The sequence below is a fragment of the Odoribacter laneus YIT 12061 genome (assembly GCF_000243215.1).
Classification (GTDB): domain Bacteria; phylum Bacteroidota; class Bacteroidia; order Bacteroidales; family Marinifilaceae; genus Culturomica; species Culturomica lanea.
On record NZ_JH594596.1, the window covers coordinates 1021982 to 1047716 of the forward strand.

General features: G+C 42.3%; 22 protein-coding genes and 1 other RNA gene. 17 read left to right on the forward strand and 6 right to left on the reverse strand.

The features are described 5' to 3' along the window. The first annotated feature begins 2 nt into the window (after nucleotides 1-2). Nucleotides 3-1175, forward strand: coding sequence for a hypothetical protein (locus tag HMPREF9449_RS04305; RefSeq protein WP_009136010.1), 1173 nt, complete (start codon nucleotides 3-5; stop codon nucleotides 1173-1175). On the opposite strand, the gene HMPREF9449_RS04310 is transcribed toward HMPREF9449_RS04305, so the two are convergent. Both HMPREF9449_RS04310 and holA read right to left on the reverse strand, forming a co-directional pair. Next, nucleotides 1164-1742: a D-glycero-alpha-D-manno-heptose-1,7-bisphosphate 7-phosphatase gene (locus tag HMPREF9449_RS04310; protein ID WP_009136011.1), complete on the reverse strand. Its 579-nt coding sequence runs from the start codon at nucleotides 1740-1742 to the stop codon at nucleotides 1164-1166. The genes HMPREF9449_RS04305 and HMPREF9449_RS04310 overlap by 12 nt on opposite strands. A gap of 68 nt (nucleotides 1743-1810) precedes the next feature. Then, nucleotides 1811-2821 carry a DNA polymerase III subunit delta gene (holA, locus tag HMPREF9449_RS04315; RefSeq protein WP_009136012.1) on the reverse strand — a complete coding sequence of 337 codons (1011 nt, stop codon included), beginning with the start codon at nucleotides 2819-2821 and terminating at the stop codon, nucleotides 1811-1813. 257 nt (nucleotides 2822-3078) lie between these two features. Between holA and HMPREF9449_RS04320 the strand changes: the two genes are divergently transcribed. The 7 genes from HMPREF9449_RS04320 to HMPREF9449_RS04350 all read left to right on the forward strand — a co-directional run bounded on the left by HMPREF9449_RS04320 (nucleotide 3079) and on the right by HMPREF9449_RS04350 (nucleotide 9721). Beyond that, nucleotides 3079-4191, forward strand: a complete 1113-nt coding sequence (locus HMPREF9449_RS04320; RefSeq protein ID WP_040611626.1) for an MBL fold metallo-hydrolase — start codon at nucleotides 3079-3081, stop codon at nucleotides 4189-4191. 56 nt (nucleotides 4192-4247) lie between these two features. Then, nucleotides 4248-5084: an AraC family transcriptional regulator gene (locus HMPREF9449_RS04325; RefSeq protein ID WP_009136014.1), complete on the forward strand. Its 837-nt coding sequence runs from the start codon at nucleotides 4248-4250 to the stop codon at nucleotides 5082-5084. A gap of 151 nt (nucleotides 5085-5235) precedes the next feature. Continuing rightward, nucleotides 5236-6399 carry an MFS transporter AraJ gene (gene araJ / locus HMPREF9449_RS04330; protein ID WP_040611627.1) on the forward strand — a complete coding sequence of 388 codons (1164 nt, stop codon included), beginning with the start codon at nucleotides 5236-5238 and terminating at the stop codon, nucleotides 6397-6399. Between the two features lie 93 nt (nucleotides 6400-6492). Further along, nucleotides 6493-7059 carry a C-GCAxxG-C-C family protein gene (locus HMPREF9449_RS04335; protein WP_009136016.1) on the forward strand — a complete coding sequence of 189 codons (567 nt, stop codon included), beginning with the start codon at nucleotides 6493-6495 and terminating at the stop codon, nucleotides 7057-7059. A 134-nt stretch (nucleotides 7060-7193) separates the two neighbouring features. Next, nucleotides 7194-7883 (forward strand): rhodanese-like domain-containing protein, encoded by a 690-nt coding sequence (locus HMPREF9449_RS04340; RefSeq protein ID WP_232211405.1) that lies wholly within the window; start codon nucleotides 7194-7196, stop codon nucleotides 7881-7883. A gap of 6 nt (nucleotides 7884-7889) precedes the next feature. Further along, nucleotides 7890-8450 carry a sugar O-acetyltransferase gene (locus HMPREF9449_RS04345; RefSeq protein WP_009136018.1) on the forward strand — a complete coding sequence of 187 codons (561 nt, stop codon included), beginning with the start codon at nucleotides 7890-7892 and terminating at the stop codon, nucleotides 8448-8450. 128 nt (nucleotides 8451-8578) lie between these two features. Beyond that, nucleotides 8579-9721, forward strand: a complete 1143-nt coding sequence (locus HMPREF9449_RS04350; protein ID WP_009136019.1) for an NAD(P)-dependent alcohol dehydrogenase — start codon at nucleotides 8579-8581, stop codon at nucleotides 9719-9721. A 274-nt stretch (nucleotides 9722-9995) separates the two neighbouring features. Here HMPREF9449_RS04350 and HMPREF9449_RS04355 read toward each other — a convergent pair whose 3' ends face one another. Then, nucleotides 9996-10577: a DUF4294 domain-containing protein gene (locus HMPREF9449_RS04355; protein ID WP_009136020.1), complete on the reverse strand. Its 582-nt coding sequence runs from the start codon at nucleotides 10575-10577 to the stop codon at nucleotides 9996-9998. A 45-nt stretch (nucleotides 10578-10622) separates the two neighbouring features. On the opposite strand from HMPREF9449_RS04355, the gene HMPREF9449_RS04360 reads away from it, so the two are divergent. The 7 genes from HMPREF9449_RS04360 (at nucleotide 10623) to HMPREF9449_RS04385 (ending at nucleotide 17353) form a co-directional block, all read left to right on the forward strand. After that, nucleotides 10623-11213: a YqgE/AlgH family protein gene (locus HMPREF9449_RS04360; protein WP_009136021.1), complete on the forward strand. Its 591-nt coding sequence runs from the start codon at nucleotides 10623-10625 to the stop codon at nucleotides 11211-11213. Nucleotides 11214-11345: 132 nt separating this feature from the next. Next, nucleotides 11346-11707, forward strand: an RNA gene (gene rnpB, locus HMPREF9449_RS15970) — RNase P RNA component class A. 78 nt (nucleotides 11708-11785) lie between these two features. Then, entirely contained in the window at nucleotides 11786-13012 is a 1227-nt protein-coding gene (locus HMPREF9449_RS04365; RefSeq protein ID WP_040611208.1) for an L-serine ammonia-lyase, read from the forward strand. An 88-nt stretch (nucleotides 13013-13100) separates the two neighbouring features. Further along, a complete protein-coding gene (locus tag HMPREF9449_RS04370; RefSeq protein WP_009136023.1) occupies nucleotides 13101-13688 on the forward strand; it encodes a bifunctional nuclease family protein in 588 nt (195 codons plus the stop codon). Nucleotides 13689-13808: 120 nt separating this feature from the next. After that, nucleotides 13809-15140 (forward strand): glucose-6-phosphate isomerase, encoded by a 1332-nt coding sequence (locus HMPREF9449_RS04375; RefSeq protein ID WP_009136024.1) that lies wholly within the window; start codon nucleotides 13809-13811, stop codon nucleotides 15138-15140. A gap of 110 nt (nucleotides 15141-15250) precedes the next feature. After that, nucleotides 15251-16462 carry a 6-phosphofructokinase gene (locus tag HMPREF9449_RS04380; RefSeq protein ID WP_009136025.1) on the forward strand — a complete coding sequence of 404 codons (1212 nt, stop codon included), beginning with the start codon at nucleotides 15251-15253 and terminating at the stop codon, nucleotides 16460-16462. 153 nt (nucleotides 16463-16615) lie between these two features. After that, nucleotides 16616-17353: a hypothetical protein gene (locus tag HMPREF9449_RS04385; RefSeq protein WP_009136026.1), complete on the forward strand. Its 738-nt coding sequence runs from the start codon at nucleotides 16616-16618 to the stop codon at nucleotides 17351-17353. Between the two features lie 422 nt (nucleotides 17354-17775). Here the strand turns inward: HMPREF9449_RS04385 and HMPREF9449_RS04390 are convergent, their stop codons facing one another. Beyond that, nucleotides 17776-18915 (reverse strand): acyltransferase family protein, encoded by a 1140-nt coding sequence (locus tag HMPREF9449_RS04390; RefSeq protein WP_040611211.1) that lies wholly within the window; start codon nucleotides 18913-18915, stop codon nucleotides 17776-17778. A gap of 233 nt (nucleotides 18916-19148) precedes the next feature. After that, on the reverse strand, nucleotides 19149-20333 hold the full coding sequence (locus HMPREF9449_RS04395) for a porin (RefSeq protein ID WP_009136028.1): 1185 nt from the start codon (nucleotides 20331-20333) through the stop codon (nucleotides 19149-19151). A 159-nt stretch (nucleotides 20334-20492) separates the two neighbouring features. On the opposite strand from HMPREF9449_RS04395, the gene HMPREF9449_RS04400 reads away from it, so the two are divergent. Both HMPREF9449_RS04400 and HMPREF9449_RS04405 read left to right on the forward strand, forming a co-directional pair. Next, a complete protein-coding gene (locus HMPREF9449_RS04400; RefSeq protein WP_147640019.1) occupies nucleotides 20493-21239 on the forward strand; it encodes a hypothetical protein in 747 nt (248 codons plus the stop codon). A gap of 478 nt (nucleotides 21240-21717) precedes the next feature. Further along, a complete protein-coding gene (locus HMPREF9449_RS04405; RefSeq protein ID WP_009136030.1) occupies nucleotides 21718-22443 on the forward strand; it encodes a leucine-rich repeat domain-containing protein in 726 nt (241 codons plus the stop codon). Between the two features lie 104 nt (nucleotides 22444-22547). Here the strand turns inward: HMPREF9449_RS04405 and HMPREF9449_RS04410 are convergent, their stop codons facing one another. After that, complete coding sequence (locus tag HMPREF9449_RS04410; protein WP_009136031.1) at nucleotides 22548-25706, reverse strand: ATP-binding protein; 3159 nt, start codon at nucleotides 25704-25706, stop codon at nucleotides 22548-22550. Between the last annotated feature and the right edge of the window lie 29 nt (nucleotides 25707-25735).

Below are 25735 nucleotides of genomic sequence, written 5' to 3' on the forward strand. Positions count from 1 at the left end.
GAATGGGAAAGCTTTATTATTTTAATCCGGATACAGAAATGGCGATAGCCAACGGGAGTCCTTATTATACGCCTCCCGCTAATATTGTCCGGATGGCTGATGAATTGGCTTATTTACCGGCTTATTTTTCCGAGCAGGGGGATGGTATTTGGATGAAACAGAGGCCGTCGCCGGATTTTTTAGCATCCCGATTGAAAATTTTCAATTTATCTCCTTCTATTTTTACAGATCAGGAGACGATTTCTCCGGATTTAAAACAGGAACCTTGGGGATGGAGCCCCAGAATGGCAAGTCTTTTGCAGACCGACCGGTGGAAGCCGGAAGACAAAGAGCATTACAGCCGAAAGGTGGCCCTTGACTGTTTGATACATCTACGGCATGTTTTACCGTTTGTGGAAGCCTCTGTTTTTCCCACTGTTTGTGCTTCCTTGGAAGAAATTACAGCGGTTTTGCGGGAGCAGAAAGATTATTTGGTAAAAGCTCCCTGGTCTTCCTCCGGTAAAGGATTATTAAAAATTCGGGGAGGAGAGGTAAATGCGAAATCCAGGGAATGGATAGGAGGAATATTGGATCGGCAAGGGTATATTATGCTGGAGGAGTTTTTAGATAAAGAATGTGATTTTGCTATGGAGTTTTATGCAGAGAAAGGAAAAGTTCGGTTTCTGGGTTTATCTCTTTTCTATTCCGGTAAAAAGGGGGAATACAAAGGAAATTACATTGGGGGACAGGAAAAAATAGAGCAAAAGCTCCTCTCTTATCTGGATGAAAGTTCTTTCGCTATGTTGAAACGACAGCTTGAAAGCGTTCTGGAGACTCATATAGGTCCGGTATATGAGGGGTATTTCGGTGTAGATATGATGATATACAGGCAGGGGGAAGGAGTATATAAAATTCATCCTTGTGTGGAGATCAATCTGCGTTATACAATGGGAATTTTAGCGTTATTTTTGTCTCAACGTTATGTACTGAAAAATACAGAGGGGGTATTTATGCTTTCTTATTTACCCGCCGAGAAAGCGGCTTGGAGAAGGCAGTTTCAGCTCGCCCGCGATTTTCCCCTATGCCTGGAATCCGGAAAGATAAAAAGCGGTTATATCGCGTTGACTCCCGTAGACCCTGATACCAAATTTATTGCAGATATTCAATTAACAGCCCCTGCTGCTTCAAAATTCTGATTCGTCTAAATTCATATTAATGCGTTTCCGGGGGGGACCTATTATTTTGTTTACAGCGGGAAGGATGCTTTGATTTTTATGGATTTTGATTGACTTAATGCCGGCGGCTTCGGCAGCTTTTATATCGCGTAGATTGTTGCCGATCAGATACGAAGCATTCCGGTCAATCTGAAAATCTTCTACCGCCAGATGGATCATATAAGGAGAAGGTTTACGACAAACACAGGTTTTTATACTTTCATGATGGGGACAATAATAAATTTCAGTGATTGTAATGCCTTTTTCAGTCAAGGAATGGCGAAGATAATCATGCACTTTCTTGACATCTTCATGGGTATATATTCCTTTGGCAATCCCGCCTTGGTTCGTCACAATAAAAAGTAGATAACCGGCTTGTTGAAGTTGTCTGAGCCCTTCTACAACCCCCTCATTTAATACGACATCTTCTGTACGGTAGATATAATGTTGTTTCCCGTTGTAAATAATGGTGCCATCTCTATTGAAAAAGACAGCTTTGTGCAGGGATCGTTGGGGCATAAGAGTGGCTGCAAGGTTTTTTTTTCTCATGATTCCCGAATTTAGTATACTTAGTTTTTGTTTTTATTTCTCCCTTCCATCAGGTGATTTCTAAAAGTTCAATGCATGATTTTAAAAATTAGCTCTTTTAGCAATTCTCCTTCTGATATCCCTACATTCCCGACGCCTTTTGATTTCATATCGTATTCTCTTAATAAAGAAATAATTGCAGCACATTTTACTGCATTATAAGCTTTGGCTCCTTCTGTATAATCTTTCATGAAAAAAGTATTGATACCTAATATGCGAGCCATTTCCTGTACATTGGGGGTCGCTTTTTTCTGGTAGTGGTAAGTCAATAAATTCAGAAAGTATTTAAAGAGCATTGCTATCGTTAATACGAGAGGATTGTTCTTTGGGTTTGCCTGAAAATAGTTTATAATACGATTTGCCTTTAAATAATCTTTATAGATAATAGCAGACTGTAATTCAAATGTATTAAAATCTTTGCTGATCCCTGTATTTGCTTCCACAAGACTTTCATTAATTTCTCCTCCTGCGGGTAATAAAAGGGTGAGCTTATCAATTTCATTGGCTATCCGGCTTAAATCAGTCCCCAAGCTTTCTGCCAAAATCCCGGCAGCTTTAGGTACGATAGCGTAACCGGCTGTCCGGCAATAGTCGATGATCCAGTCCGGAATTTTATTTTCATATAGTTTATTGGAGTCCAGCCAGATGCAATGGGGCGAAGCCGACAGTTTTTTAAATACATTTTTTCGTTTGTCCGCTTTCTTATTTTTATAAGCAAATAGTAAAACTGTTGACAATTGCAAATGGTCTATATAAGGGAGGAGATTGTCAAAATCTTTGATATTTTGTGCTTCGCGGACGATTATCACTTGTCGTTGTGCCAGGACCGGAAAGCGTCTGGCTGTATCGGTAATGGTCGTCATGTTGACTTCATTTCCGTACATCACCGTTTGGTTAAAAGCTTTCTCATCTTCGGCAAGGGCATACTTTTCGACCAACTCAGTGATCTGGTCTATAAAAAAAGGCTCTTCTCCGTTTAAAAAATAAAGAGGCTTATATTTACCGGCTTTCAGGTCTTTTACAATTTCCTCAAATGTCATTATTTCTCCGTATTTGGGTCAAAGATAAGAATAAAAAATGAGAGATTGCAAACGGAATTTCTGTTGCGCCTAGGGAATCAAAAGAAAAAAGGATAAGCGTATGGGATTGCTGGAAACGGAAATATTTGAGTGAGGGATCGTCCGACTCTGTACTATGAATATGTAAAATAAACTTTTGAGAAAAGTATAAAAAACTTTTGAGAAAAGCGTTGTGGATTAAAAAGGACTACCTTTGTATGAGGAATTTAATTAAAAGTATGAAACGAAAGAAAAAACGGATATTAGGTATTTCAGGAATTATTTTATTACTCGCTATTTTCTTTATTGGCGGTTCTATTTGGCAGAATATAGGAACACTTGACACAAAAAAGGAACGAATATTGAAATTTGGCGGCCTGTCTTATCATTCTTTACAGAATGATGTGTTTGTTAGTCCCGAAGAATTAACGTCTTATCCGGAACGGACAACAGGTGGCCGTGCAGGATTCGGACGATTTTTCAAAAAATCTCCCTATGCTCCGGCGAGAGAATTGCCGAAAGTTGTTTTGAAGAAAACGGATTTTGCAGCCAATCCATCGGCTTATGCCCTTTATTGGTTCGGACATTCATCTGTCCTCCTGGAATTAGACGGTGTACGGATACTGATTGATCCTGTATTGGAAAATGCCGCTCCGTTGCCGGGCGTCGTGCCGCGTTACACTACTTTCCCTATAAAACGGGAAGAGTTGCCTCATGTGGATGCCGTGTTGATTACGCACGACCATTACGATCATTTGGAGGTAAAGACGATCAAGTTCCTCCGGAATCGGGATACCCGTTTCATCGTGCCGTTGGGGGTTGGTGCCCGTCTGCGCGATTGGGGTATTCCGGAAGAACGAATCATTGAACTGGGGTGGGCAGAGACCACAGAGATCGGCTTGCTGCAAATAACTTCGACCCCCGGCGTCCATTATTCAGGACGCAGTAAAACGGATCGTAATAAAACCCTCTGGACGGGATATGCGATAAAGGGAACACAGAAGAATATCTTTTGGAGTGGAGATTCCGGCTACGGCAAACATTTCAAACAAATCGGTGAGCAGTATGGTCCGTTCGATCTGGCTTGTGTAGAGATAGACGGATGGAATCCCGGCTGGCCGAATACGCACCTTTTTCCGGAAGAGGTAATTTCTGTTTGCAAAGATATAAATGCGAGAAAACTATTGCCTGTGCATTGGGGTGTATTTGATCTGGCATTGCATCCGTGGGATGAATCCATTCAAAAAGTGGCAGCATTGGCAGCGGCGGATCGTATCGAATTGGTTTCGCCTATCATGGGCGAACGGATCGTACCAGGAGAGAGTGTCACCCGCATTTGGTGGCAGGATTAGCCGGTATATTCCTTGAAAAACAGTATATTTGTAATGGATGACTAAAAATAAAGAGTATGGAACCGGGTGTTGTCGTTTATAATTATATGGATACCTTTTTCTGCTGTATGGTGGAGAAAGACAAGTGGTGTGAGGAGATGATCTCCGAGCACATGTTAGTATATCTTTGTTCGGGGGAAATGGAATTGATTGCTCCCGAAAAGAAATACCATTTGAAGAAAGGGGATGCCTTTTTCGTGAAGCGCAATCATTTAGTCCGCAAAATCAAGCAACCGTCGAAAAGCGGCGAGCCTTTCAAGGGGCTGTTTCTGCAATTGAAAATGCCGTTTCTGAAACGTATGTTGAGCGAACATCAGATAACTGTGCCGCTTGTGAGCAATCCTATGACGGCGAAATCTACTTATGTACTGCTGGAGAAGCATCCGTTTTTGAACGGGCTGTTCTCATCGCTGGAACAATATTTCGGTGCGCAGCAATATCCCTCGAAAGAGTTGATGGAATCCAAATTGGCCGAGGCCGTTTTTACGCTTCTGCAACTCAAACCCGATTTGGGGCAAGTGTTGTTTGATTTCGCCGAACCGTGGAAAATCAATCTGGAGGAGTTTATGAACAAAAACTATAAATGTGATCTTTCGGTCGAAGAGTTCGCGCACTATACAGGACGAAGTCTGTCCTCGTTCAAAAAAGATTTCTCGCAGCTCTTTCATCTCACGCCGAGCCGTTGGATCATTAAGCGGCGGTTAGAGGAGGCCAAATGTATGATGGACAAGCTGGGGCGCAAGCCTGCCGATGTCTATCTGGAGGTTGGGTTCAAAAACCTGTCGCATTTTTCGACCGCCTTCAAAAAGGAATACGGCTATCCGCCATCGGCCATACCGGTGAGTGCTGTATAGCGAAAAAGACTTTTCAGCAAAGCAGATAGAACGTTTCGGAAAACCTCTGTTCTTTATTATCCCTCTACTTTTGCATCATCGGATCAGCTAAAAATCCGATGATGTTTTTTATGGGTATTTCCAAACGTAATCTATTAGCATATACATAATGATGAAAAAAAGTCTGATGGCAATGGCATTCGGCACATTTGGCCTAGGAATAGCCGAATTTGCCATGATGGGTATTTTAGGCAGTATCGCACAGGATTTACAGATTAGCATCACACAAGCAGGACATTTGATTTCAGCATACGCGTTGGGCGTGTGTGTCGGTTCTCCGGCCTTATTGCTGGTGCGGAAATTTCCGTTGAAACGGATTCTTTTGTTATTGTCGGTCGTCATTCTGGCAGGCAATCTTTGCGCTGCCGTAGCCCCGAATTTCACGATGTTGCTTATCGCCCGTTTCCTCTCCGGTTTTCCGCACGGAGCTTATTTCGGCGTAGCGTCCATCATTGCCCAGCGGTTGGCTCCGGAGGGAAAAGCAACGCAAGCGGTGTCGATCATGATGGCGGGGATGACGGTCGCTACGGTTTTCGGCGTGCCGTTGGGAACGGCTTTGAGCAATGCGATTTCGTGGCGGCTTACTTTTGTGTTAGTTTCCTGTTGGAGTATCATCAGCCTTTACGGAATCTGGCGTTGGGTTCCCCGTATGGACGCATTGCCCGATACGGGGTTCAAAGGACAGTTCCGTTTTATGAAATCTCCTGCCCCGTGGTTGATTGTCTTTGGTACGCTGATAGGCGGAGGCGGTGTTTATTGCTGGTATAGTTACATCAATCCATTGCTGACGAATGTTTCGGGATTCTCCGTGAGTAGTCTTTCATGGCTGATGGTGTTGGCGGGACTTGGCATGGTGGCCGGAAATCTGATAGGCGGACGTCTGGCAGACAAATATCCGGCAGGATTGGTGGCTGCCGTTGTCCAGTCGTGCATGGTGGTTACGTTATTGTCGATTTTCTTCTTTGCATCTGTTCCGTGGCTTTCGGTCCTTCTGATGATGATTGGGACAGCCGGACTTTTCGGGGTGGGCAGTCCGCTGCAATATTTGATTGTCCGCTTTTCGAAAGGCGGGGAAATGTTGGGTGCGGCAAGTATTCAGATTGCCTTTAATGTCGGTAATGCATTGGCCGCATGGTGTGGTGGTTTGGCCTTGCAAGCAGGGTGGAACGACCGTTATCCGGCATTGGTCGGCGTTCCATTGGCTTTTATCGGTTGTATGCTGCTGTTTACGTTGCATTATAAATATGAACGGCAACTTTCCAAACAGACAGAATGACGTTTCGGAAAACTTCAAAATGACGTCTGGAAAAACCTGCAGGGAAGTGCCTGCCGGTATCTTTGCAGCAAAGAAATAATTAAAAACAAGTGCATGAAGAAGATACTTATATCCGCTATTGGGATGTTGGCAATCGTTACGGTACAGGAGGTCAAATCACAGGAGCATATCCCGGAAACGGATATTTACCAAACAGAGGAACGAAATGATATGATGGAAAAAGTCAGGGTTGAAATCATCCGGTTGCGGGAACAAAACTATTCCTGCTCGCAGGCAACCCTATTGGGAATATGCAGAACACTCGGCAGCAATCTGCCGGAACAGCAAATCATGGCGTTCTCGGCAGGTTTTCGGGGCGGTATCGGACGCTCCTATAACGAGGGAACCTGCGGAGCACTCTCGGCTGGAATCATGGCTTTGGGTATATACCTGCCTGATGAAAACGAGAAAACAATCGCTTTGTCCAAAGAGTTGTTCGACCATTTCAAGCAGGAGAATGGAACGGTAATTTGCGGTAATATCGTGCAAAAGTACGGATTCTCCCGATGTACGGGTTGTTGTTTGTGTATTGGGAATAAAGTCGCTGAGTTGTTGCAGCGCGAAAAAGCGCAATTCGGCACAGTACAAATGTTTCGACGGAATGGCAGAATCAACAAATAATATAAGTGAAAATGAAAAAAAGAATAGCAATGATGATGGCAGCGACGCTTCTGATAGAATGCACAAGCTGCGAAGCCAAGAACCATCCGGCAGCCGGAGATTCTGATACTCCTACGCCTCAGTTTCTTGGTGCAATGTCCCCACAACAGGCATTGGCGTATATGAAAACAACCGAGAACCTGATTATTGTCGATGTTGCTTCGAGGAACAATTTTGAACGTAAGCATTTCCTAGGAGCGATCAATATTCCGATTGAGAATCTGAATAGTCAGGAGGAACGGGAATTGTATCTCGGCATCCCTGCGGGACGTCCGGTAATATTGCATTGTCGGCTGGGTATGATTGTGCCCGGTGCTTACCGCAGCTTGAAAGAGTTACGCTCCGATATTCCGGCAATTTCCTACATTGACGGTGCGCCATTGTTCGATGAGTATAATTCGTGGAAAAACGAACAGGAGCATAAAAACGAGAATGGTCTCACTGGGAGCGAACGTTATCTGGGCGGACTTACTCCATCCGATGCGCTTGAATACATGAAATCTACTCCCAATTTGTATATCATCGATGTGCGCGAAGACGACTGGTATGAGGGCTATACCCAATTCGTCGGTAACATTCACATCCCACGCACCCAATTGCCGGAGCGTTATACGGAAATTCCGTCTGATCGTCCTGTGATTCTCAATTGCGGAGCAGGGGTACAAGCTCCACGAGCTTATGATTTTTTACGGGAGAAGCGCGCGGACATCAAACAACTCTCTTATATCGCAGGAACTCCGCTGTTCGCCGCATATAATAATTGGCTGAAAGAACTAAAGAAATAACCGGTTATGAAAGAGATTGAAAAATTGCAGGTTGGGGCATATTACCGCATGGACGATGCAGAAATAGCTGAAATCCAGAACAAAGCCATCGCCTTGTGTCAGAAAATAGACACAGTATCCATTCTGGATCCTTCAATCCGGGAACAGCTGTTTCGTAAACTGTTTGGAAGCGTAGGAAAAAATCCGAGCATCAAACCCGGTTTCAGATGCGATTTGGGTGTCAACATCCATATCGGCGATAATTTTCTCACGAACTACAACGTGATGATTCTCGATATGGCTACTGTTACCATAGGCGATAATGTGTGGATCGGTCCCAATACCGGCATTTTTGCCGTATCGCATCCGATGGAGGCTGTCGGTCGGCAGGAAATGTTGGCCATTGCCAAACCGGTTACCATTGGCGACAGCGTATGGATCGGCGGTAATGTAACGGTATTGATGGGCGTTACGATAGGGAAGAATGCTGTAATCGGAGCCGGAACCATCGTAACCTGCGATGTACCGGAGAATGCGGTGGTCGTGGGAAATCCGGCTCGCATAGTCAAATATATTGAAAATAAATAAATCATGGAAAAGCAATTTGAATTGCAAATTACTCCTGAGGAACTCCTGTTATTCTTCTCCGATTTTTTCAAAGGAAGAGTAACTACCAGAAACATTTAGATTATTAACGAATAAAAACAAGGAAGAAAATGAAAAAGATTTTTTATTTGCTGTTTGCTCTCTTACTGACAAGCTTTGTAAACGCACAGGCGCAGCACCATCCCTCTCATGGAGGAGCTATTCACTCGAAAGGTTTTGCTACAATGGATAAAAGCGGCGTATTGACCGCTTATGAATTTGAGCGCAAAACAGTCGGCGACAATGACGTTCTGATTGAGATTCTTTATTCTGGTATCTGTCATAGTGACATCCATCAATCTCGCGACGAATGGGGCGGTTCGATTTTTCCTATGGTTCCTGGCCATGAGATTGCCGGACGTGTCATAGAAGTCGGCAAGAATGTAACGAAATTCAAGGTCGGTGATTTGGCTGGTGTAGGCTGTATGGTCAATTCCTGTGGCGTATGTGATCGTTGCAAGGCCGGAGAAGAACAATATTGCGAGAACAACAAGACAGTCTATACCTATAATTCCCGTGATTTTGAGGGCGATCCTACTCTCGGAGGCTACTCGAACAACATCGTCGTAACAGAAAAATTCGCACTGAAGATTCCGCAGGGGGCTGACCTTGCCCGTATTGCACCGTTGCTGTGTGCTGGAGCTACAACCTACTCACCCTTGCGCTTTACGCATGTGGGACAGGGGGATAAAATTGCTGTGGCCGGATTTGGAGGTTTGGGACATTTAGCTGTACAGTACGCCGTTTCATTCGGTGCAGAGGTTACCGTATTCGATATTTCAGAGGATAAGCGGACTGATGCTATCCGTATGGGAGCCACAAAATATGTCAATGTTAATAATCCGGAGGAATGGAAAGGGCTGGAAAATTCGTTTCGCGTAATCCTCAGCACAATTCCTGCAAAATTCAATGTAGAACAGTATGTGCGTATGCTGAAAGTGGACGGCGAAATGGTATTAATCGGTATGCCTGCCGCAGACCAGATTCCGTCGGTTCATACGGGTGCATTGGCCGGACGTCGTAAAATTTACGGTACGTTAATCGCCGGCATCCCCGAAACGCAGGAGATGCTCGACTACTCGATTGCGCACAACATCTACCCCGAAATCGAACTGCTTGACGCTGATGCCGACGCAATCAATCGTGCGTATCAGAACGTAATTGACGGTAAAGTGAAATTCCGGTACGTGATCGATATGAATACGCTGAAATAGAAAAATATACAATTAAGAAAGGACGACCGGCATAGTTCAAGGTCGTCCTTATTGTAGTGGATTCAAGTGCTTATTTTGGACATTTATCATCGGAACAACATTCTATAAATGAAACTTTTGTTGCAACATAAGGCATTATTGAAATATATCCTTTTAATATGCTACCTACCGCAGATACATGAAATTCTCTGATCCGAAATAATAAAGAATTACGGATTTCTTTCTGTCCTTTCTGTTCTTTTTCCTCTTTGTTCGCCTTTTGTGTATAAAAGTTCTACAATTCTCCTCTTTCTATTCTTTTTACGATATCTTCTATTTCACGGTCTTTTCCGTAAGGTGCATAATCGGCTTTTAGATTATTTCCGAACAAAAGAGCGAGAGATTGCCAGAAATAGGCGTTGACACTGCCTTTGTATTCCTTGATATGGGCAAAGGCACTGTTATTGGTTTCCCGGTAGATTAATCTTACCAGAATGCGTCCCTGAGTAATCGACAGTTTCATTAAAGGTTGTTTGAACGATTTCATCAGGGCTTTGTATTCTTTTTTAATTATTTCTTTTCGTTTGGATTTATCTTTTGTTTGGTCTATCTGCCGGTCTATTTGTTGAATTTTCTCTGCAGCAATCCGGGCGTAGGGGTATACTTTTTTTACATTGTATTCCAATCGGGTTTGGCGTCGTGCGGAACGGATATATTTTTTTTTGTAGAGATTTTTACCTTTCACTTTTACTTCCTGTAGATACACATGGGGCAGGGTATCTGCTTCAGATACGGCAACCGGAAGAAGAGGTTCCTGTGCATTTAAAGCGTTTGCGTAAAATAAAGATAAAAGTATGCTACAGATTATTCTTACCATACCAAAATAATTTGCTATTTTTGACAGGTAAAAATACGAATATTTGTGGACGAACAGTTTCAGGATTTGTTTAAAATAAAGCCTAATCGTAAAAATGTTGCGGTAGGGGATATCTTAATCGCCGAGCCTTTTCTGGAGGGTCGGTATTTTTCCCGTGCTGTGGTCTATATCGTAGAACACGATGAAAAAGGGAGTATCGGGTTTGTCTTGAATAAGCCGATATCCTATACGACGTCGGATCTGGTGACAGAATTGAAAGGGATGGACTTTCCGGTATATTTAGGAGGACCGGTGGAACAAAATCAGTTGTATTATTTGCATACTCATTCGGAACTTCCGGATGCTTTACATATTGATGACGGAATTTATTGGGGAGGAGATTTTGTGCATCTTACCCGTTTGATAAGGGAGGGAAAAGTTCTTCCGGAAGAAATTCGTTTTTTTGCTGGTTATAGCGGTTGGGAAGCCGGACAGTTGCAAAAAGAGCTGGAGGAGAATTCGTGGATGGTGGGGAATATGGAACGCACTCGTCTTTTGCAATTACCTTGGTCTGAACTGTGGGAGAAATCGATGTCGGATCTGGGAGGAAGGTATAAAATTTGGGCAAATTTTCCGGAAGATCCTATTATGAATTAAAAGGAGGAATCCGGAGATTCGTATACAGAATAAGTACACTATCAGAATTAGTGATACATTTCAGGAATATGATAAACTGAAATGAAGGAGTTTATAAAATTATTAAATAAGTCGGAAGACTTAAAGGAATAAATAGCAGGTCGTTCTATCGCTGTCCTGAAAAGGAGAGAGGAAAGTCCGGGCAACACAGGGAGCCGTGCTTCTTAACGAGAAGATGTCTGTGAAGGCATATCCAGCGTAACAGAAAAAAACCGTTCCAGATTTGTGTAAGCAAGTCCGGAATAAGGGTGAAAAGGCGGAGTAAGAGCCCACCGGTGCTCCGGGTGACCGGGGCAGCCGTACGTCTCACGGGTTGCAAGACCATGTATACCGATGTTTTAAGCTTTCCCGGCTGAATCGGGGGGTAGGTCGCTCGATCTGCAGAGTGATCTGCAGACTAGATAAATGATAGAAACCGAAAGGAACAGAACCCGGCTTACAGACCTGCTATTTTTAATGAAAAGACAAGAGATAAGACAGCAATTCAGGTGTTTTTATCGTTTAATAATAGGTGTTAAGATTTAAATTGGCAAATGAAATCAATAAAAGAGATTTTCAGAATGGGCTATGGGCCTTCTTCCAGTCATACCATGGGGCCTAGTCAGGCAGCTGAGTTTTTTAAAAACAAACATCCGGAAGCCGATAAATACCGGATCACTTTGTATGGGAGTCTGGCGCTGACGGGAAAAGGACATGGTACAGATACGGTTATAAATAAGGTGATTGGCAGACCGGAAGATACGGAGATTGTATGGAGGTCGGATGTTACTTTACCTCGCCATCCTAACGGAATGGTGTTCGAATGCCTGGTCGGAGAAGAGGTAACGGATAAATGGGAAGTTTATAGTGTGGGTGGGGGTGCTTTGTGGGATGCTGAGGGAACTTTCGATTCAGAGGAGATTTATCCGGTCACTACGATGGGGGAAGTCTTGGAGTGGTGTAAGCGGGAAGGATGTACGCTGGTCGATTATGTGGCCGCCCACGAGTCTGCTGATATTTTCGATTATCTGGCGGAAGTATGGGCCCAGATGCAGCAAACCATTAAAAACGGATTGGAAAATGAAGGTGTCCTGCCGGGCACTTTAAAATTAGCCCGTAAAGCGAGTTCTTATAATATCAAAGCTATGCAGTCGGCAGGTTCCTCTCGTCCGATGGGAATGCTGTTTGCGGCGGCACTGGCCACTTCAGAAGAAAATGCCGGAGGAGGACGGGTGACTACGGCTCCGACATGCGGGGCTTCAGGGGTTGTACCGGCGGTGATGTATTTTTTGAAACACGATCAGGGAATGACGGATCATCGGTTGATACGGGGCTTGGCGACGGCCGGACTGATCGGGAATGTCGTGAAAAGTAACGGTTCTATTTCCGGTGCTGAAGTAGGGTGTCAGGGGGAGCTCGGTACCGCTTGCGCCATGGCTGCGGGGGCTGCCACCCAAGTACTCGGAGGCACTCCCCGTCAGATTGAATATGCTGCAGAGATGGGGTTTGAGCATAATCTGGGATTGACGTGCGACCCGGTATGTGGGTATGTGCAAATCCCCTGCATCGAACGAAATGCTTTTGTAGCTCAAAAGGCTCGTGAATGTGCTATTTATGCCTTGTTTTCGGATGGAAGACATATGGTTACTTTTGACGATGTCGTTAAAACCATGATGGAAACGGGTCGGGATATGCAGGCAAAATACCGGGAAACAAGCTTGGGCGGCTTGGCCAGCGTATGCTTGAAACGGATGAAATGTAATTTTAATGATAATATGTAACTGAATAGTGAAACTAAAACAGGCAGATGTCGTTAATCTTTTTACGAGGTCCGAGGGGCGGGAATATGAAATTTAACGGTTTATAGATATGGATCGAATTAGGTTGAAGGTTTTAGGGTTATCATACAGTATGTCGCAAACGGGAGCTTATGCACTGATATTGTCGGACGAAGCAGATTTGCACCGGATTCCTATTGTTATCGGTATGCCTGAAGCACAATCGATTGCCATTCAATTAGAGAAGTTGCAGCCGCAGCGTCCTTTAACCCATGACCTGATCAAATCATTGACAGACAGCCTGGAGGTGACATTGAAAGAAGTTTTGATTTATCGTTTGGATGCGGGTATATTCTATTCGGAACTTTATTTTGAAACTCCCCTGCGTATTGTAAAGGTTGATTCGAGAACCTCCGATGCTGTGGCACTGGCTTTACGATATGGGGCTCCTGTTTATACGACACCTGAAATTATAGAAAAAGCCGGAATTTTAGTGAATCAGGATGTGAGAGAACAACAACAGGGAGCTATACATACCGGAGTAGTAAATGTAGAAGAAAATCAGTTTAAAGAATATACGATACAGGAATTGACCAAATTAATGGATGAAGCTATTCGGAATGAGGATTACGAACAGGCATCTAAATTCAGAGATTTGTTGAAAGCAAAGAAAAAATAAACCTCCTGTACAGGTAGTAAAATAAATCAGTCCGTCGTTTGGGAAGTGCTTTAAGAAAAGAGGGGAATTGGTTTAAAAGACCCGACAAGCAGGTGTACATTAATTGTAAATATATCGCTTATGAACAGTATTAAATTTGATTACAGTTCTGTCTGTAATTTTGTAAAAAAAGAGGAGATCGGCATGTTGTTTCCGGAAGCAGAGAGAGCGCTGCAAAGTTTGAAAGACGGAAATTGTAAAGGAAATGATTTTTTAGGATGGTTGGATTTACCGGAACAAATTACGGTAGAAGAATTGAAAGATATGGAAGAGACAGCCCGGGCTTTACGGTCCCGTACGGAGGTTGTCGTAGTCATTGGTATCGGTGGGTCTTATCTCGGTGCCCGGGCCGTGATAGAAGCTTTGGCCGGAAGTTTTCATAATTTTGGAAAAGCGGACATGAAAATAATTTTTGCAGGCCATAATATAGGGGAAGATTATTACTATGAATTGCTGAATTATCTGGAAGATAAAGAGTTCGGTATTTGTGTAATTTCCAAATCCGGGACGACTACAGAACCTGCTATAGCTTTCCGGTTGTTGAAAGAAATGCTGGAAAAGAAAGTAGGGAGAACAGAAGCCGGAAAACGGATTGTCGCCATTACGGATGCTCATAAAGGAGCCCTTCGTACATTAGCGGATCAGGAAGGTTATAAATCCTTTATTATTCCGGATAATGTCGGAGGACGTTTTTCTGTTTTGACTCCGGTAGGTTTATTGCCGATTGCTATTGCCGGATTTGATATCAGGGCTTTGGTCAAAGGAGCTGTAGAAATGAGGAAACTCTGCCTGGAGCAGGAAATAAATCCGGCGACAGAATATGCGGCTGCCCGGACGGCTTTGCATCGCAAAGGATATAACATAGAATTGTTGGCTGATTTTAATCCTAAGTTACATTATATTATCGAATGGTGGAAGCAATTGTTCGGAGAGAGTGAAGGGAAAGATCACAAAGGAATCTTTCCGGCCGGTGTCGATTTTACGACAGATTTACATTCTATGGGGCAGTTTATTCAGCAGGGGCCTCGTATGATGATGGAAACTGTCATCTCGGTAGAAAAACCGCATCATCGGGTGGACATACCTGCTGACGATGCCAATTTGGATAAATTGAATTTTCTGGCAGGTAAGCGTGTAGATGAAGTAAATAAAATGGCAGAATTGGGAACGAGACTGGCTCATGTAGATGGAGGAGTTCCCAATATGTTGGTTACTTTACCGGAGTTGACGGCAGAATATATCGGCCAATTGTTTTATTTCTTTGAACTGGCTTGTGGTATTTCCGGTTGCATGTCGGGGGTGAATCCTTTTGACCAGCCCGGAGTGGAGGCTTATAAAAACAATATGTTTGCTTTGTTGGAAAAACCCGGCTATGAGGAAGCTTCCAAAGCTATTCAAAAACGGTTGAAATAATACCCGCTCTTTTTTATAAAGTCCCCCAGGCATTTTTACAGCTTAGGGGATTTTTTTATTTTTGTTCCCCCAATAAAAGGAAAATAAACACACAACAGTAAAGAAAAAATATGAAGACAATAGCCATTCTATGCGGAGGCGGTCCGGCTCCCGGTATTAACACGGTCGTAGCTACGGTTACTAAAGTATTTTTGAAAGCCGGTTACCGGGTTTTAGGAATACACGAAGGATACAAAGGATTGTTTACAGACCATCCGGAAGTAGAAGAATTGACTTTTGAAAAAGCCGATCAGATCTATACCCGGGGAGGTTCTTTGATTAAAATGAGCCGTTTTAAGCCGAAAGACGAAGATTTCTCCTGTACCTTTTTCCTGCGCTATCAGGTAAAATTGTTAGTCACCATAGGAGGAGACGATACGGCTTCGACAGCCAACCGCCTGACAAAATATCTGGTGGAAAACCACATCCCGATACAAAATATACATGTACCCAAAACGATCGATAACGATCTGCCCTTACCGGAAGGGGTTCCAACCTTTGGCTTTATGTCGGCAAAAGAGATGGGAATGAACATTGCTAAGGTGGTAAAAGCAGAAGCTGCCACTACTCAAAATTGGTATATCCTCATGTCTATGGGGAGAGAAGCCGGTCACTTGGCTTATGAAATCGGTAAGGGAATTCAGAGTGCTATGATTATTATTCCGGAGATGTTCAGTGGATTGAAGATTACTATGGACAGGGTGATCCGGTTAATTGTCTCCGCTATGATTAAAAGGCGTATTTTAGGACAGAAATCCGGAGTAGTTGTCATTAGTGAAGGGATTTTCCATTTTCTTCAGGAAGAGGATATCGCCGCTTCGGGGATTGTCTTTGGACAAGATGCCCATGGACATCCGGAGCTCAGTGATGTGGGAAAAGCTTATATCCTCAATAAAATTGTACGGAACTGTCTGGAAAAATACGGTTTGACGATTATCAGCCGTCCCGTAGAAGTCGGATATTCTTTACGTTGTGTGGACCCTTGCGGATTTGATCTGACTTATTGTACGACTTTGGGGATAGGGGTGAAGAAACTCTATGAAGCCGGATGTTCCGGATGTATGGTTGCTGTAGATGTGCACCAAAACGTGATACCCGTATATCTGCAGGAGGTGGAAGACGAAAATGGGAAAATACCTCCCCGTATGGTAAATATGCAGAGAGAAGAAGTAAAAAGTACATTTTCAGAAATGATTTATTACCTGACAAAAGCCGATCGGGAAGAAGCCAGTCATTACCTTTCCGTACCGGAATATTTCGAATGGGAAAATATAATGAAATGAAAATTTCGCTGTGATGAAAGTTTTCTGAAATTTACAAAGGAATAGCTGAAAATGTAATGTCCTAAGAATGTTTCTCTTGCAAGATTCAAAAAAAATGCTGATCTTCGCAAACGATAAAAATTGGGAAAAATTTTAATTTTAAAACAATTAGGAATGAAAAGATTAATGTATTTAAAGAATTTATGGGTCGTGGTCGTGCTCCCTTTTTTCGTAAGTGGTTGTCTGAAGTCGAAAGATGATCCCTTTGATTATAATGTGGACATTTACGTTTTGCAAAAAAACAACGAGGTAGACGGAGTAACAGAAGCGAAGTTTGCTACCTATATCGGCATCTACAATCCGATCGGGGATTTAGCTTCTGCTGAAGTCAACGGTCCGACTTCTATGAGTATGGTAAAAACGGGCATTAATGCTTACGAGACAAAATTAGCAGACAGTGAGTTCAGTACGACTCTGCCGCAAGGTGTCTATCGGATTACTGCTGCCAACAGCCAAGGACAAGTAGCTTCTCATAATCCTTCTATTCGAATAGATAAGCCTTTAGGAAAATTGGTTGTAGAAAGTTTTGAATACAATGCTGCGACAAATACAGTAAAAGCTAAATGGTTGCCTGTAGAGAATGCGAACGCTTATTATATGATGTATTCACTACAATCTTCGCAAAGTAATTATTACCGGGTTAATAACAGGTACATTTACTGGCACGACAAAGACGAGCAAGGGGTAACGAGAGGGGAAATATGCTTAGATGGTATGGAACTTATAGCAGGAACTCCTTTAAAGATAGCTGTTGTAGCAGGTCGTGAAGGGGAACAAGGTACTTTAATGCTGGAAAGTGAACCTTTATATATTAAAATAAAAGTAAACGAAGAATCTAGTATTCCGCAATAAGGGAAAAAAGAAATTACTGAAAAGACTATTCTGCACAGGTTTACGGTGAGAAATCTGTAAAAATAATTGATAACGCGTTAATTTTAGGGGGATATGCCGATTAGGGGCCGGAGAATGGATTAAAAAATCTATTTCCCATAAGCCGAAATAATTGAGCCCCGGCTGATCCGGTTCCCAACTTTGAAATTAACGCGTTATATTTTTGTTAAGCTTGCTAAAATTCTCTGATCGTGAAAAAGCCGGTCTTTGCCAACGTAAATGTTCTTAAAGATGCTGATAAATAATTTTGTTAAATAAAGACAGTTTCTAAAGAGAGTTAAACCCTCTAGCGTTATTCTAAGAGGGTAAATGTGTTTAAAAAATCCCGGGTATAAAATTTGTCCTTTCTACAGATAAAAAACAACTTCAAAGATCGAAAAAACTTATACTTTCAAAAAGATCCCTCTCTTGTACATCATCCACAAAATTACGTAAATCGCAGCTACATTCCATAATGTTATCAAGAAGGAGTAATAACTTCCCATATAGGGTTGCAGGCCGTATAGTAAAGATTGACCTATACATCTGAAGTCTATCACATTTGCCAGCATATAAGCCAGGATGGAATTCATTCCATATACTTTCAACCAAGTGATGCCCGAACGATGCCCCTTGTAGTCGATCCAATAATAGAAAAGCCCCATCAATAGAAAGCAGTATCCACTGCTAACCAATACCATTGAGCTGGTCCAAATAGTCTTGATAACCGGCATTTGAAAGTTCCATAACCAGCCTATAGTCACCATAGTAGCACCTATCCCGAAATAGAGCTTCAATTTACGTTTCTCCTCTATTTTGTCCTTGGCGATGTAGCCGGCAAAGAGTCCTGTCAACACAGTGACTCCGAAATTCAGGCTGCTTAAAATCCAGGTATAGTGATACCATTCCGCTACAACTACTTTTCCATCAACGAGCTGTGCCGTGTCGCGGAAACGTCCCAATACCACCTTATCTATCCACTCGGCCAAGTTGCCTTGAGGAGTATAATTGCCGCCCCCGTAACCATCGACCTGGATAAATTGCATGGCTGCCCAATATATCAGTAACAGCAGTACAGCGGTGATTAATTGTGTCCGGCGGCGGGTAAAGAGAAAGAGAAGAGCTGTTATCAGATATCCGGCAGCAATGGCTTGCAAGGTATTCGAATAGAGATAGATCTTATCTGGATTCAATCCCAGTAAATTTCCCTGACAGATCATACCGAAAATCCACAGCAATAGAATGCGTTTACCCAAACGGCGCAGCAACGGCCTTTTGTCCGGCATGGATTTATAGCGGGCCAGGGCAAATGGCATGGAAATACCCGACATAAACAAGAACAACGGCATAATCAAATCCCAAGGAGAGAATCCTTCCCAGGAGACGTGATTAAATATCCCCATCCAATTATTGAACCATTCCGCATCGGCTGCTCGGGCCAGTGAATTCATTAGCGGACCTAAGGCAACCAGAAAAAATAGATCGAATCCGCGTAGTGCGTCCAAGGATTCCAAGCGTTTGGCAGCAGAATGCGTAGATTTCATTGTGTCCATAGATTGATGGGTACAAAAGTAATACTTACTGACCGGATTTACCCCAATTCTGTGGCACAAAAAATAATTTAATTGAGGGAGGGGGACGGGATTTCGTATAACTTCCCTTTTTGCTGGTAAATCTCAGGAATATCCCACACTTTTGAATATAAGATGACAGGATTACTTCAGCGTCATCTGTTTATTCGATGTGCTAAAATTCAAAATTCTCACTTAAAAATTATTTAAAATATAGGAATCTGATAAATAATACCGGCAGAAATACGTTGGGGATTTGTATTGGAGGCTCCGAAATTTCGGGCACATTGGGTATAATCATACGAACGTCCTACGTAAGTCAGAAAAAAATGTAAATTTTCCCGCATAGGATAATATTCTATCCCTCCGATATATCCCCAGGAAGTACTATATTTCCCCTTTGAATACTCTTCGTTGGTATGGGTGACGGAAGCTGTTTCGTACATTCCTTTGAAGAACAGATTCAGTTTGGGAAGAATTCGGTAATTGAAATGGGCGACTAAAGCCATATAGCGGACGTCTTCCGCCCTGTTGGTAAAACCGGCAGCATAGGCTAGCCTGGAGATAATGCCTTTCCTGTCTAATTCTTCTTTCGATAACATAAAATCGAAATACATATGAAAACGGTGCAGATTTAATTCTGTCCCGAGGGCATAGTAATACATATTCTTATGGGTCGCATCGTGAAATACGGAGACAGACCAACGGGTCCGTATTGTATTTTCCCAAAAACTTCCGTTCCAATTCAGTGTGTATCCTAAAGGGGTTTTAGCCGCTTTAACAGTAGAGTCTGTTTTCCCGAACATATCTTCAAAAGAACCGTTACGGGAGTTTACGACTTGAAATTGAAGCTCGTGGTTCTCTGTAAGCCAATACGAAAAATCTACTCCCATTTGAAAACTATGCATATTAGCTAGTAAATCGCAATATTCGTAAACTTCTATCGGATTCAAGTCGAACTCCATCCCTCCGAAAACGACTGATTCTTTACCGGCAAAAATGGAAAATTTCTCTGTAATTTGAAATCCGATGGCAGCATAGTCGATGGAATGAGGTAAATTATCCAAAGATTCGGGATTATTGCTTCGGTTTAGGCGCTGTCGATAACGGTAAAAAATCCAGGGATTGATGTTACCTTTAATTTCCAGCCGAAGCTGATTCATTTTAAAAGTAGCCTGTTCCGTGCTATTTCCTTTAGGATACACATTGAAACTTCCTTGTGTATTTAAAAATACATTCAATTTTTCTGTTTTCTTTTCAATTTTAGTAATGCGTTCGAATAAAGTTTTAGCGTCCAGAGAATCCACCTTGGAAGATTGAAAACTTAAATGTTGAGCAAAACCGGTGGTTAACCAAAAAAGAACGGTAAGGAGTAAAAGCAGTTTTTTCATTATTGAAAATAAAATAAATGTTTAAAATCCTGTTTAAATTCTGTAGATTGTACCTTCTTTGTGTATAAAAAGTTACATAAAAATCTTTTTTCTTGTAGCTCTGAAAAAAAATACAGATATTCGCAAGTTTAAAATGGGAAAATAAAAACAACAATGAGTATGAAAACTTTAAAAAATGGTTGGTATGGGCTGTTAGTAGCAGCTTTACCTTTTTTGGTGAGCGGATGTCTGAAATCCGACAATCATGTTACTTTTACGATTAGTACCGGCGGATATGTGCTCCAAAAATTCGAAGAAGGAACTCCTGTGTATGCTCCTTATATATACAGTTTTTCTTCTCAGGAAATTGCAAGTGCAAAATTGGAATGTACGGAAAATCCGAATTGTTCTTATGTTAAAAAAGCAGCTAATGTATGGGAAACTCCGCTCCTCTATCAGTCACAAATTCCCAATGGAACGTATGAGATCTGGGCAACAAATCTGGAAGGGGAGATTGCTACTCAAAAACAGACGTTTACGATTGACAAGAGCTTGGGAGAATTGAATTTAAAGAGTTTTTATTTCGAATCGGGAATTATCCATGCAAAATGGGAAACTGTGGCAAACGCCACAGAGTATTGTCTGATGTTTTGCGTCCGGACAAAGGAAATGGCAAGCAGCGGGGGATTTAACCGTTATAATAATTACTACGTAAAATGGGATCCTTATAACACAGTCGTTACTTCAGGATCTTACAACTTGAAAGAGGTCGTAAGCCGTACAACAGGTTATTCTCTGCAGGACAACGATGAAGTACAAATCGCTGTTGCCGTGATGTACAATAGGAGCGGTAAAGGAACATTGATTCTGGAAAGTAACCGCTATGTAGTTACTACAAAGAGCGGGGATATCGATTTCTTGCAATGATAGAAATTTAGAATATACGCTATAAAACTGTATTGTCAGCTATTGGCAAATATGGAATAAAGAAAACCGGAATAAAATAATTTTTATTCCGGTTTTTTGTTCCCGGCCTTTTGAGGAAGGAGAGATATTTTTGGCTGATCTATAAGGATTATACAGCCTGTCGTTCAAAAGTTTTAATAAAAATTTTTTCCCCCGTCAAGAAGAAATCCCTCTTTTATGATTCTTTTCTTTTAAATAGGAGATGTTTTATAAGCTGAATGAGCATATCTGTATCTTATATACATAATAGTAAAAAATAGAATATTTATGTAAATATTGAATATTAAATGATTATTTCTATATATTTGTAATTGTAAATTTAATGTAAAACAGGATTTGTTGTGTATTTATCTAAGAAAAGGTATTCCATCTATTTTTAAGGGAATAGAGCAGGAGGGAGGTATGTTCGAATCCTACTTTATTTAATCTTGTTTCTTTTATGAATATATTGGGTTTTATCAAGGAATCAAAATGGTTTCAGCGTACGACTTATGGAGAAATTTATCTGGATATAGAGATAAATGAGAAAGAAGAGATTACCTTTCGGGTAAATGCCGGGTGGGTTAAAGTGGAATGGGGCGATGGAGAGCAGAGTGAGACAAAAAGGCGGGCGGAATGTTTCAGACATTATTATAGGCAAAAGGGGCTATATCGTATACTTGTTCAGGGAGAGAATATTGTAGATTTGGACATAAAGAAATGCCGGATTGTTCGTTTAGAAGTAAATTATTGTCCTACACTGGAATTTATAGACTGTTCAGGAAATTTATTAAAAGAACTGGATGTACAGGGATGCAAAAAATTGTATGAGTTGGATTGTTCTCATAATCAATTGGAAGAATTGAAACTCGGTCGGTATAAAAAATTATTTCATTTATCCTGTGCCTGGAATAATTTAGAACAGCTGGAATTGGGGGGATGTCCGGGATTAGTAGATTTATTCTGCAAGTATAATAATATACATCATCTGGATGTCAGTAAATGCAAAAAGCTGCGTTCTGTAAATATAGGAAACAATGCTTTGGATGTATCGGCTTTGAAACATTTTGTCAATTCATTAGCTATACCGCCGCATAAGGAAAAGGGTTTTATCGTTATACGAAATAATATGACCTCTCATTCTGAGCAGACCCTTGTATTGAAAAGGGGATGGTATGAAATATAGCATCCGGACAGTTTGTTTTACTGTCTCATTTTTCTCCTACAAATCAAAAAATATTTTTAACGGACTGTTTAATTAAAAAAGTCATTCATAGAACTGCTGAAGGATTACAACAACAACAACCTGGTGCTGAGCAAATCGACAATTTTCGAACGTAACACATGAGGATTGATAGGCTTGGCGGTATATCCGTCAAATCCTTGGCTAAGGATACGCTGTTCGTCTGAAGCGTAAGCATAAGCTGTGACCGCAAGTATGGGTACATCCGCCGATATTTTGCGTATCTCGGCCGTTGCTTCATATCCATCCATTACGGGCATATTTACATCCATCAATACGATATGCGGACGATGGGCTTTAAATAAGTTTACGGCTTCCTCTCCGTTCCAGGCGTGAAGAATGCGGTAATCTTTTTTGAGAATCGTTTCGAATAATTTAAAATTGCTTATGTTATCTTCGGCGATGAGAATTGTGATTTGGTCTTTTGCTACAGCCTGAAGCGTATATTCCTGAACGTGCTTTTTATTCAGTTCTGCCGGAACGTTCCGGATCGTAAACCAAAAAGTCGAACCCTTGCCTGGTTCGGACTCCACACCGATTTCACCGCCCATTCGATTTACGATGGTCTTACAAATAGACAACCCTAGTCCCGTCCCCTGTGTAAAATTATCCAACTTGACGAAACGAGTGAAAATATCGGCTTGTTTCTCCGGGGCAATACCACATCCGGTGTCGGTTACGTAAAAACGGAGCAAGCCATCTTTTTGTAATGTATAGCCTACTGTGATGCCGCCAGTCTCGGTAAATTTGATGGAATTGGTAATGAGGTTGATGAGCACTTGATTCAGACGGTTGCGATCTGTCAGAATACTACACTCAGGCAACCGGTCTTTGAATACGACCGTCAAATTTTTTGTTTCGGCTCGTAATTGCAGAGATTTGGTAACTTCCTCCAGCAAGGCATTTACATCTACCGGCACTTCAGCAAATTCCAACGTGCCGGCTTCTATTTTCGATAAGTCAAGAATATCGCCTATAAGCTGGAGCAACAGTTCGTTGTTGTTCTCGATAATCTTGACGTACTCGTTCCGCTCTTCGTTTTCGTCCGTAGAATTGAGTAAGCCGGCAAAACCGACGATGGCATTCAGGGGTGTGCGTATCTCATGGCTCATATTGGCCAGAAATGCCGATTTGAGCCGATTCGATTCTTCGGCTTTGTCGCGTGCATCAACCAGTTCCTGTTCCATTTTTTTACGTTGGGTGATAATCAGAGAAGAACCAACTAATGTGAGCGGGTTGCCATTGGCATCGCGTTTCTCTACGGCAGCCTGTGCTTCAACCCAATCCATTTTGTATCCGTTTTGATCGTGTGACACCACTCGGTACTCTTCGCGCACTTTGTTTGTACGTCCTCCGATCAGATCGTTATAAGCCTGTTCGACCCGTTCCCGATCCTCCTTATGTATTTTGGAAAAATATTGTATGTCCGGAACCGACAGTTTTTCTTCGTCGACCTGCTGCCCGACATTACTCAATTCGACCGGACGGTTTACATCACAGAGAATCTTATGTTTGCGTAAATCCCAGTTCCAAGGTACGATACTGGCTACCTCGAGTGCCATTGACAGCTTATGGTTCGTATCGTCGAGTTTCTGTTGGGCGTGATGTAATTCCGTCGCATCGATGTAGTACGCATCTACATAACCCTGCTGTGTGGCCGGGGTTATTACGACATTCTGATAGAGATCGGACGCTGAAAAGTATTGTGTGTAGGTAATAGCTCTTTTTTCAGTTTCCGCTAATTTTGCAAGGCGCAAGGATGGACCTAAATCCGCGCCAAAAAGTTCGCTCCCCCGGTAGCTGTCCGATTCGATGCCACGGGCGAAATTTATTGTAAAACGTTCGTTTGTTTGGCCTATTTCCATATCGGCGATCTCCCCGTCAGCATTGTACAGGAGTTTTGCTTTCATATAAGCAACCGGCATATTGTCGAAAAGGTTGGTTAGTTCTCGGGTCGTTTCAAACTGAAGTCGCTGAGACTCGTTCAGAACATTCAAAATGTGGAGGCGGTAGTATAAGTATGCGAAAACCGCGATCAGTAATACAGCAATTAAACTCGCTCCCAGAATAATTGAAAATTTATGCTGTTCGAAGAATGTCTGAGGGCGATCTATAAATACGCTGTTCTGAGGAAAATCTTCCACTGAGAATCCTTTCAACAGCATCGACGGATAACTAAAAGTAGGTTTCGCTTCCGTGGGTACATAAAAGGGAATTTTTCGTGGAGGTGTATCTGCTAATACCGACAAAATGGTTTGCTGTAAATGAGCCAGAAAAGCCTGTTCATCGTAAAAATATCCTCCGACCATACCGCTATTATTCATTACGGCACTTTTCAGGGCGAATACCGGGACTGAAAGGTTTGCGATCACCCGGAACGAGTTGGCGCTGAGTATGGAATTTCCAGCGATATTCGTCTTTTCGAACCACGAGGAGAAAAGGACTCCCGTTGAAGTGACATCAATCGTTTCCAGCAGGGACATTAATTCCTCCAAAGACATATTCGCTGCTGAAAGAAAACGATATTTGAGGCCCGGATATTTCTGCGCCATCAAACGTTCCATATCGTAATTAAGTTGCTGATTGACATAGCGGCCATCGCCTATAAGCAATATCTCTTTCAGTCCGGGGATTACCTGTCGCAGCAAATCTACATTATTTCGCGGAAACATTTTGGTTTGCAAGCTGGTCAGATTGTAGTCATCCGCAAGTGCTGAGATCGGCGCACGCTCCTCTTTCGGAATCGGACTTTTGTTGATATAAGCCGTATCGGGACCAAAATAATTTTCTTCCGCACATAGAATTATAGGTATGTCTCCCCAATAATCCCGTAGCTTGTCTTTCAATAGTAAAGTCGAATTCCCCAACAGCAGCACGCCTTTGGGAGCCTTATGTGCATATTTACCGAAAAGAGAATTTTCCAGCTCACCGAATTCTGCGGTATTGTCAATCATCAGCATATTGAGATGTTCGACAAAGACTGCAACATTGCGTTCGGTAGAAACCCATTTCTGTACTGGTTCGATGATTGCATTGCTCCACGGTGCATCTGAAGTATAGGTGTTGATGACCAGTAGGTAGTCGTTTTTGATATTCGGCATATGATTATCGCGGGCTTGGGCTGTTCTCACAAACGCAACGCTGATAAGCAAAAATAAATACCACTGCCCGAAGGCAAAAACACCACAATATAGACTCCGCTTCATGTTTTAGATAAATAAATTGGTGCGAAAGT

Bases quoted from the DNA above. Each gene is read 5' to 3' on its own strand.
- HMPREF9449_RS04305 (WP_009136010.1), top strand. From the start codon at position 3: ATGGGAAAGCTTTATTATTTTAATCCGGATACAGAAATGGCGATAGCC.
- HMPREF9449_RS04310 (WP_009136011.1), bottom strand. From the start codon at position 1,742: ATGAGAAAAAAAAACCTTGCAGCCACTCTTATGCCCCAACGATCCCTG.
- holA (WP_009136012.1), bottom strand. From the start codon at position 2,821: ATGACATTTGAGGAAATTGTAAAAGACCTGAAAGCCGGTAAATATAAG.
- HMPREF9449_RS04320 (WP_040611626.1), top strand. From the start codon at position 3,079: ATGAAACGAAAGAAAAAACGGATATTAGGTATTTCAGGAATTATTTTA.
- HMPREF9449_RS04325 (WP_009136014.1), top strand. From the start codon at position 4,248: ATGGAACCGGGTGTTGTCGTTTATAATTATATGGATACCTTTTTCTGC.
- araJ (WP_040611627.1), top strand. From the start codon at position 5,236: ATGAAAAAAAGTCTGATGGCAATGGCATTCGGCACATTTGGCCTAGGA.
- HMPREF9449_RS04335 (WP_009136016.1), top strand. From the start codon at position 6,493: ATGAAGAAGATACTTATATCCGCTATTGGGATGTTGGCAATCGTTACG.
- HMPREF9449_RS04340 (WP_232211405.1), top strand. From the start codon at position 7,194: ATGTCCCCACAACAGGCATTGGCGTATATGAAAACAACCGAGAACCTG.
- HMPREF9449_RS04345 (WP_009136018.1), top strand. From the start codon at position 7,890: ATGAAAGAGATTGAAAAATTGCAGGTTGGGGCATATTACCGCATGGAC.
- HMPREF9449_RS04350 (WP_009136019.1), top strand. From the start codon at position 8,579: ATGAAAAAGATTTTTTATTTGCTGTTTGCTCTCTTACTGACAAGCTTT.
- HMPREF9449_RS04355 (WP_009136020.1), bottom strand. From the start codon at position 10,577: ATGGTAAGAATAATCTGTAGCATACTTTTATCTTTATTTTACGCAAAC.
- HMPREF9449_RS04365 (WP_040611208.1), top strand. From the start codon at position 11,786: ATGAAATCAATAAAAGAGATTTTCAGAATGGGCTATGGGCCTTCTTCC.
- HMPREF9449_RS04370 (WP_009136023.1), top strand. From the start codon at position 13,101: ATGGATCGAATTAGGTTGAAGGTTTTAGGGTTATCATACAGTATGTCG.
- HMPREF9449_RS04375 (WP_009136024.1), top strand. From the start codon at position 13,809: ATGAACAGTATTAAATTTGATTACAGTTCTGTCTGTAATTTTGTAAAA.
- HMPREF9449_RS04380 (WP_009136025.1), top strand. From the start codon at position 15,251: ATGAAGACAATAGCCATTCTATGCGGAGGCGGTCCGGCTCCCGGTATT.
- HMPREF9449_RS04385 (WP_009136026.1), top strand. From the start codon at position 16,616: ATGAAAAGATTAATGTATTTAAAGAATTTATGGGTCGTGGTCGTGCTC.
- HMPREF9449_RS04390 (WP_040611211.1), bottom strand. From the start codon at position 18,915: ATGAAATCTACGCATTCTGCTGCCAAACGCTTGGAATCCTTGGACGCA.
- HMPREF9449_RS04395 (WP_009136028.1), bottom strand. From the start codon at position 20,333: ATGAAAAAACTGCTTTTACTCCTTACCGTTCTTTTTTGGTTAACCACC.
- HMPREF9449_RS04400 (WP_147640019.1), top strand. From the start codon at position 20,493: ATGAAAACTTTAAAAAATGGTTGGTATGGGCTGTTAGTAGCAGCTTTA.
- HMPREF9449_RS04405 (WP_009136030.1), top strand. From the start codon at position 21,718: ATGAATATATTGGGTTTTATCAAGGAATCAAAATGGTTTCAGCGTACG.
- HMPREF9449_RS04410 (WP_009136031.1), bottom strand. From the start codon at position 25,706: ATGAAGCGGAGTCTATATTGTGGTGTTTTTGCCTTCGGGCAGTGGTAT.